This window comes from Ferrovibrio terrae (assembly GCF_943371255.1).
In the GTDB taxonomy this organism is placed as follows: Bacteria; Pseudomonadota; Alphaproteobacteria; order Ferrovibrionales; family Ferrovibrionaceae; genus Ferrovibrio; species Ferrovibrio terrae_B.
This window is the reverse complement of the sequence record NZ_CALRUC010000160.1, coordinates 1-7569: the sequence shown is the minus strand read 5'-3', so window position 1 is coordinate 7569 and position 7569 is coordinate 1. Positions and strand designations below refer to the sequence as shown.

The following is a 7569-nucleotide window of genomic DNA, read 5'->3' as shown; positions in this document are numbered from 1 at the left end:
GCGACGATGTTGAACAGGTCGAGGTCGTATTCCAGCCCGAAGCGGGTCTCGTCCCAGCGCATCGAGCGTTTCAGCGCATCCATCGCATAGGCCGTGCGGCCCTGCTTGCCATGCTCGACGAAAATCCGCAGCGCGACCTTGCGGCCGCTTTGCGTGGTGAAGCTGTCCTCGTTCACTGCCAGATCGCCGGCGACCAGCGCAAACAGATAGCAGGGCTTGGGGAACGGATCGTGCCACACCGCCATATGGCGGCCATCGGGCAGGTCGCGCTGGTCCACCAGGTTGCCGTTCGACAGCAGCACCGGGCAGGCCTTTTGATCCGCCCGCATGGTGACGCGATACACCGCCATCACATCGGGGCGGTCGAGGAAATAGGTGATGCGGCGGAAGCCTTCAGCCTCGCATTGCGTGCAGAACACACCGCTCGACTGATAAAGGCCCGACAGCTGCGTATTGCCCTTCGGGTTGATCCGCGTTTCGATCTCCAGCGTGAAGGCTTTGGCCGGCACGGCGGCGATGGTCAGGCCATGCTCATCGGTCCTGTACTCAGCCTCTGCCAGCCGGCGGCCATCGATGGCGACCGAGAGCAGCGTGAGGTCTTCGCCATCCAGCACCAGCGGCTTGCCGCTGCCTGCCGGCACGATGGCGAGGCGGGATTTTACCAGCGTCGCCTCGGGCAGCAGATCGAAATCCAGATCGACGGTCTCGATGCGGAAATCGGGAGCGCGGTAGTCCTTGCGATGGATAGCGGTCGGCTGCGCGGTCATGAAATCCCGTCCTAAATGTCGTAAACCTCTAATACCCCCGGCAGCACGCGGATCTGGTGGCGGGTCGCCGGGTTGATGGAATACAGCGCCGGCAGCTTGATATCGGCCTCGATGCCGCCGGGCACGCCCGGCTCCTCCAGCTTGAGGCCGAGCAGCACCTGGCCCCTGCCCTTGCCGGCCTTGTCGAGCAGGCCGCGAATCTGGTCGAGCGACCTGGCGTTCTCGACCATGATCTTGATGCCGGCGGCGGCGCGTGCCGCCACATCGTCCAGCTTCTCGATGCGCTGGCCGTTCAGGCGCGGCTGCTCACCATCCACCTTGGCCGAGAGATTCCACACCACATTGGTGCCGGGCTCGAGCAGCTCGCGATGCTGCGCCAGCACCTCGGAGAACAGCATCACCTCATACATGCCCGAGGCATCCGAGCACTGGACGAAGGCGAAGCGGTTGCCGGTCTTCTGCGAGGTGCGCTCCTGCTTGGAGATCACCGTGCCGGCGACCTTGACGATCTGCTCGCTGGAATGCAGCTGCTTGAGCACATCGGCATAGCGCTTGACGCCGACGCGGTTGAGCGTGGCCTGATAGGCATCGAGCGGATGCGCCGAGAGATAGAAGCCGATGGCCTCGAATTCCTTGGCCAGCTGGTCCATCGGCGTCCAAACTTCGCCCTCGGGCAGCCTGGGCAGGCGCTCCTCGGTCTTGCCGCCGCCGAACAGGTTCACCTGGTTGGAGCTGCGCTCTTCCGCCTTGCTCTGGGCATAGCGCACCAGCGTCTCCAGCGAGGCCATCACCTTGGCGCGGTTCTTTTCCAGCCCGTCGAAGGCACCGGCCTTGGCGATGTTTTCCAGCATGCGCTTGTTCATCGCCGAGGGATCGACCCGGCCAGCGAAATCGAACAGCGACTTGAACGGACCGTTGCGGTCGCGCTCGGCCACGATCTGCGCCATCGGCGCGGCACCGACATTGCGCACCGCCGACAGCGCATAGCGGATCGCGCCCTTCTCATGCCTGTCGTATTCGACCGAGAATTCGACCTGCGAGCGGTTGATATCGGGCGGTAGCAGGGCAATGCCCTGGCGCGCGCATTCCTGGCGGAACACGTTCAGCTTGTCGGTGTTGGAAATATCCAGCGTCATCGAGGCGGCGATGAACTCGACCGGATAGTTGGCCTTCAGATAGGCGGTGTGCCAGGCGACCAGCGCATAGGCGGCAGCATGGCTCTTGTTGAAACCGTAGCCGGCGAACTTTTCCACCAGCTCGAAGATGAAGGCGGCGCGCTCGGCATCGACGCCCTTGGCCTTGGCGCCATTGACGAAGCGGTCTTTCTGCGCATCCATCTCGGCCTTGATCTTCTTGCCCATGGCGCGGCGCAGCAGATCGGCATCGCCCAGCGAATAGCCGGCCAGCACCTTGGCGATTTCCATCACCTGTTCCTGGTAGATGATGACGCCGTAGGTTTCCTCCAGCACCGGCTTGAGCCACTCATGCAGGTAGTCGGGCTTTTCCTTGCCGTGCTTGCGGGCGATGTAGCTCGGGATGTTTTCCATCGGACCCGGGCGATACAGCGCCACCAGCGCGATCAGGTCTTCGAAGGCATCGGGCTTCATGTTGCGCAGCATGTCGCGCATGCCGCTGCCTTCAAACTGGAACACGCCGACCGCATCGCCGCGTCCGAGCAGGGTGAAGGTGGGCTGGTCGCTGAGCGGAATGCTGGCCAGGTCAATGGCCACGCCGCGGGCGCGGATCAGCGCGATGGCCTTTTCCAGCACATCGAGGGTCTTGAGGCCGAGGAAGTCGAACTTCACCAGGCCGGCGGCCTCGGCATATTTCATCGAGAACTGCGTCGCCGCCATCGAGGCATGCGGATCGCGGTAGAGCGGCACCAGCTCGACCAGCGGGCGGTCGCCGATCACCACGCCGGCAGCATGCGTCGAGGCGTTGCGATACAGCCCCTCTAATTTAAGCGCCACATCCATCATGCGGCCCACCGCCTCGTCGCGGTCGCGTTCCTCGCGTAAGCGCACCTCTTCCTTGATCGCCTGCGCCAGCGTCACCGGATTGGCCGGGTTGTTGGGGATCAGCTTGCAGATACGGTCGACCTGGCCGAGCGGCAGCTGCAGCACGCGGCCGACGTCGCGCAGCGCCGCACGGGCCTGCAGTTTGCCGAAGGTGATGATCTGCGCCACGTTGCTGGCGCCATAGCGCTGCTGCACGTAGCGGATCACCTCGTCGCGGCGCTCCTGGCAGAAGTCGATATCGAAGTCGGGCATCGACACGCGTTCCGGGTTGAGGAAGCGTTCGAACAGCAGGCCGAAGCGCAACGGATCGAGATCGGTGATGGTGAGCGCCCAGGCGACCACCGAGCCGGCGCCCGAACCGCGGCCTGGCCCCACGGCGATGCCGTTGCGTTTCGACCACTGGATGAAGTCGGCCACGATCAGGAAGTAGCCGGGGAATTTCATCCCGATGATGGTCTCGCACTCGAATTCCAGGCGGTCGTAATAGACCTTGGCCTTGTCCGGGTCGGTGATGCCGATCTGCTGCAGGCGCTCTTCCAGGCCGTCGCGCGCCATGCGGCGCAGCATGTCGGCCTCGGACTCGCCGGTGCCGTCACCGAAATTCGGCAGGATCGGAGCGCGCTCGTTCGACTTCACGGCGCAACGGCGGGCAATGGTGATGGTGTTGTCGATCGCCTCGGGCAGGTCGGCGAACAGCACCCGCATTTCCTCGGCCGACTTGAAGCGGTGGTCGGGCGTCACCCGGCGCCGGTCCTGCTGGCTGACATAGGCGCCCTCGGCGATGCAGAGCAGCGCGTCATGCGCCTCGTACATGTCCTCGTCGGGGAAATAGCAGTCGTTGGTGGCGACCAGCGGCAGGTCAAGCGCATAGGCCAGATCGAGCAGGCCGGGTTCGCTCTTGGCCTCCGCGGTCCAGCCATGGCGCTGCAGTTCGACATAGAGCCGGCCGGGGAAGATCCTGGCCAGCGCTTCCAGCTGCTGCCGGGCGGCCTCCATCTGGCCGTCGATCAGCAGGCGGGCAATCGGTCCGCTCGGGCCGCCGGTCAGGCAGATCAGGCCCTCGTTGCAGGCTTCCAGATCGGCCCACTGCACCTGCGCCACCTCGCCCGGCGGCGGCTCCAGATAGGCCTTGGTCGACAGCTTCATCAGGTTGGCATAGCCAGCCTCAGTCTGCGCCAGCAGCACGATCTTGTCGGGATCTGGCTTGCGCAGGTTGCGCGCGCTCGGCTGGGCCAGATCGGCGCGCGCCAGGCTGAGCTGGCAGCCGATGATCGGCTGGATGCCCTTGCCGGCCATCTCCTTGGAGAATTCCAGCGCGCCGAACAGATTGTTGGTATCGGTGATCGCCACCGCCGGCATGCGGTTGCGATTGCACAGCTCGGCCAGCTTGGGCAGCCGGATGGCGCCCTCGGTCAGCGAGTAGGCGGTATGGACGCGCAAATGGACGAAATCGGCGTGACTCATGGGCGATGCATACCAGCTGGATTTTCGATTCCCGTTCCCCGTTTACGATACGCGACCTAGGGCCGCAAAACCAGAACGCATGGAATCCGAATCCCATAAGGAGTGTGGCGAAATTGTGTTGATTCCCAATATCTTGTGGATAAGTAGCGAGTCCGGCCTGCTCCGACGGGAACGCCTGCGGACGAATCCCAGATGCGGGAGAACGGAGCGGAAAACCGACCTAGGACTGGTCATGATGTCGCTGAGCGGGCGAATGGCTGGCCGCTCTGCCCCGCCGCATGCTAGGTAACGATTCATGACTGCAGCCCCGCTCATCCTGCTGAAAGACATCTGGTATTTCGCCCTGCCCGGTGCCGCGCTGAAGCCCGGCGGCACCAAGGCGAAGATTCTGCTCGGCGAGCCGGTGCTGTTTGGCCGCACCAAGCCCAAAGACGGGGGGCCGGGCGACGTGTTCGCGGTGCGCGACATTTGCCCCCATCGTGGCGTGCCGCTGTCGGAAGGCAGCTTCGACGGGCAGGAGGTGCAGTGCCCCTACCATGGCTGGAAGTTCGGCCCGTCCGGCCAGTGCACCCATATCCCCTCCCTGGTCGAGGGCCAGGACTTCGACATTGCCAAGATCAAGGTGCGGCGCTACCCGGTGCGGGAGCAGAACGGCCTGGTCTGGATCTGGATGGGCAAGGACGAGCCCGACCAGGAGCCGCCCGGCCTGCCCGAGTTGCCGGCCGACCTGCGCCCGACCCTGACCAAGGCGATGCTGTTTCCCTGCAACATGGACCACGCCGTCGTCGGCCTGATGGACCCGGCCCATGTGCCCTTCATCCACCGCTCATGGTACTGGCGCACCGGCCCGATCAAACTTAAGACTAAGGCTAAGGAATTCGGCCCAAGCCCTTATGGCTTCACGATGAAACGGCATAAGCCGGCGATCACGCTGGCTTACCGCATCCTCGGCGCCGCGCCGGAAACCGAGATCAGCTTCCGCCTGCCGGGCGTGCGCATCGAGCATATCCGCATCGGCGCCAACAGCGTGTGGAACTTCACCGCCGTCACGCCCATCGACGACACCCAGACCGAGGTGAGCAACCTCTTCTTCTGGACCACGCCCTGGCTCGGCCTGCTCAAGCCGATCGCGCTGTTCGTGATGGACCACTTCTTGGGCCAGGACCGCGACATCCTGATCCGTCAGCAGCGCGGCCTGAAATACGACCCGACGCTGATGCTGATCCGCGACACCGACACCCAGGCGCGCTGGTACTACCAGCTCAAGAACGAGTATCTCCGCGCCCGCGAAGAAGGCCGGCCCTTCGTCAATGCGGTCAAAGACACCGTCCTGCGCTGGCGCAGCTGAGCCCGGGCTTGTCCCGGCTTAATCGACTCTTAGTCCGGCTTATTTGACTCTTATTTCGTCTTATTCGACTTTCATTCCACCTTAGCCGATGCCATCCATCGCATCATATAATCTCTGTAACACTATGGGATATAATTATAATTCACGATGAATCAAGAAAAGCCACAGGTTTGACGCCATGATCCAGCTGGAAACCGCCCGCCTGATCCTGCGCCCGCCGCAGCGCGAGGATTTCGCGGCCTGGTGCGCCTGGGGCGCCGATGAGGAAGCGATGCGCCATCTGGGCGGGGTGATGACCCCGCCGATCGCCTGGCGCGGCATTGCCCTGATGGCGGGCTCCTGGGCGATCAACGGCTTTGGCATGCTCTCGGTGATCGAGAAGGCGACCGGCCGCTGGGTCGGCCGCCTGGGCCCCTGGCAGCCGGAAGGCTGGCCCGGCACCGAGGTGGGCTGGGGCCTGGTGCGCGAGGTCTGGGGCAAGGGCTACGCCACCGAGGGCGCCACGGCGGCCATCGACTGGGCCTTCGACCAGCTCGGCTGGACCGAGGTGATCCACTGCATCGTGCCCGAGAACACCAACTCGCAGGCCGTGGCCAGGCGGCTCGGCTCGGCCTACCTGCGCGACGCCCACCTGCCAGCGCCGATCAACGCGCCGACCCAGATCTGGGGCCAGACGCGGGCGCAGTGGCAGGCGCGCAGTCGCTAGGCCGCCCTCACGCCCAGCCACCGGCGATCGGCACGATGTGGCCGGTGACGAAGCCGCAGCGGCCGCCGGCGAACAGCGCCACCAGCTCGGCCACCTCCTCCGGCTCGCCCAGCCGGCCGAGCGGGATGTTCTTCACCATCTTGGCGACGGCCGCGGTATCGGCCAGCAGCTCCGGCGGGAAGTAGTCGGGATTCTTGATGTAGTTGGCGGCAATGGCGTTGACCGGGATGTTCCAGCGCGCCAGCTCCTTTGACAGGGTCGGCACCATCGCATTCGCCCCGCCGCGCGCGATGGCATACATCGAGTAATTGGGAATGCCGGTGAGCGGCGCCGCCGAGGAGACGATCAGGATGCGGCCGGCCTTGCGCGCCTTCATCGCCGCCGCGACTTTGCCGATCAGCATATAGGGCCAGACCACCATGGCCTCCAGCGCACGGCGGAATTCATCCGGGTCAGCCTCCTCCACCGGCGCCCGCACGGCCGGATAGGGATCGTTGGAGACCAGCGCATCGATCCGTCCGAAGCGGGCCAGAACCTCGGCGGTGAGCGCGGCCGGATCGGTGGCGGCACAGACTTCCGCGCCCGGCACCTCGGCCGCGAAGGCCGCACGCGCCGCCGCATCGGCGAAGCTCATGTCATGGCAGACGACAGTATGCCCGTCCTGCAGCAGCCGGCGCACGGCGCCCGGGCCGATGAAATGCCGCACATGGGTGAGCAGGATGATCTGATTGCTGGACTGTGCCGGTGTCATGATTTCCTCCATCCCGGCAAATCTTAGGCCCGGCACCGGCCAGTGCAATCCGCGGCGCGCCGGTGACGTAGCGGCAGGGAGCGTGACGCAGATCAAGGCGCCGGGCCCAGTGCCGACGCACAGTGCCGTCCATGGGCAGACGCATCCTGATCCTGCAAGGCCATCCCGACCCGGATCAGGGCCGGCTGTGCCGCGCCCTGGCCGATGCCTATGCCCGGGGCGCCCTGAACGCCGGGCATGAGATCCGCCGCATCGATATCGCCGCGCTTGATATCCCCGTCCTGCGCAGGCAACAGGATTTCGAAAACGGCAGCCTGCCGCCGGGCCTGACCGAGGCGCAGGCGGCAATCGCCTGGTCCGAGCATCTCCTGCTGGTCTTCCCGCTCTGGCTCGGCGACCTGCCGGCCCTGCTGAAAGCCTTCCTCGAACAGGTGCTGCGGCCGGGCTTCGCCTTCGTCTATCGCACCAAGGGCTTTCCGGAAAAGCGGCTGACCGGCCGCAGCGCCCGCGTGGTG

Annotated in this window: 5 protein-coding genes and 1 pseudogene; 3 read left to right on the top strand and 3 right to left on the bottom strand. The window is 65.1% G+C overall.

Annotated features, from left to right (window positions below; all coding sequences use genetic code 11):
* Both pepN and dnaE read right to left on the bottom strand, forming a co-directional pair.
* Positions 1 to 767, bottom strand: a pseudogene (gene pepN, locus AAG799_RS21480) (aminopeptidase N); the annotation flags it as partial.
* Between the two features lie 11 nt (positions 768 to 778).
* The gene (gene dnaE / locus AAG799_RS21475; RefSeq protein ID WP_341899055.1) at positions 779 to 4249 is read right to left on the bottom strand and encodes a DNA polymerase III subunit alpha; all 3471 of its coding nucleotides are present in this window, start codon (positions 4247 to 4249) and stop codon (positions 779 to 781) included.
* 295 nt (positions 4250 to 4544) lie between these two features.
* On the opposite strand from dnaE, the gene AAG799_RS21470 reads away from it, so the two are divergent.
* Together AAG799_RS21470 and AAG799_RS21465 are read left to right on the top strand one after the other, a co-directional pair.
* A complete protein-coding gene (locus AAG799_RS21470; RefSeq protein WP_341899053.1) occupies positions 4545 to 5597 on the top strand; it encodes an aromatic ring-hydroxylating dioxygenase subunit alpha in 1053 nt (350 codons plus the stop codon).
* A 178-nt stretch (positions 5598 to 5775) separates the two neighbouring features.
* Positions 5776 to 6303, top strand: a complete 528-nt coding sequence (locus tag AAG799_RS21465) for a GNAT family N-acetyltransferase (protein WP_341899051.1) — start codon at positions 5776 to 5778, stop codon at positions 6301 to 6303.
* A gap of 7 nt (positions 6304 to 6310) precedes the next feature.
* Here the strand turns inward: AAG799_RS21465 and AAG799_RS21460 are convergent, their stop codons facing one another.
* A complete protein-coding gene (locus AAG799_RS21460) occupies positions 6311 to 7054 on the bottom strand; it encodes an SDR family oxidoreductase (RefSeq protein WP_341899049.1) in 744 nt (247 codons plus the stop codon).
* Between the two features lie 131 nt (positions 7055 to 7185).
* On the opposite strand from AAG799_RS21460, the gene AAG799_RS21455 reads away from it, so the two are divergent.
* Positions 7186 to 7569: NAD(P)H-dependent oxidoreductase (locus AAG799_RS21455; protein ID WP_341899047.1), on the top strand; the 384-nt coding region annotated here is incomplete at its 3' end.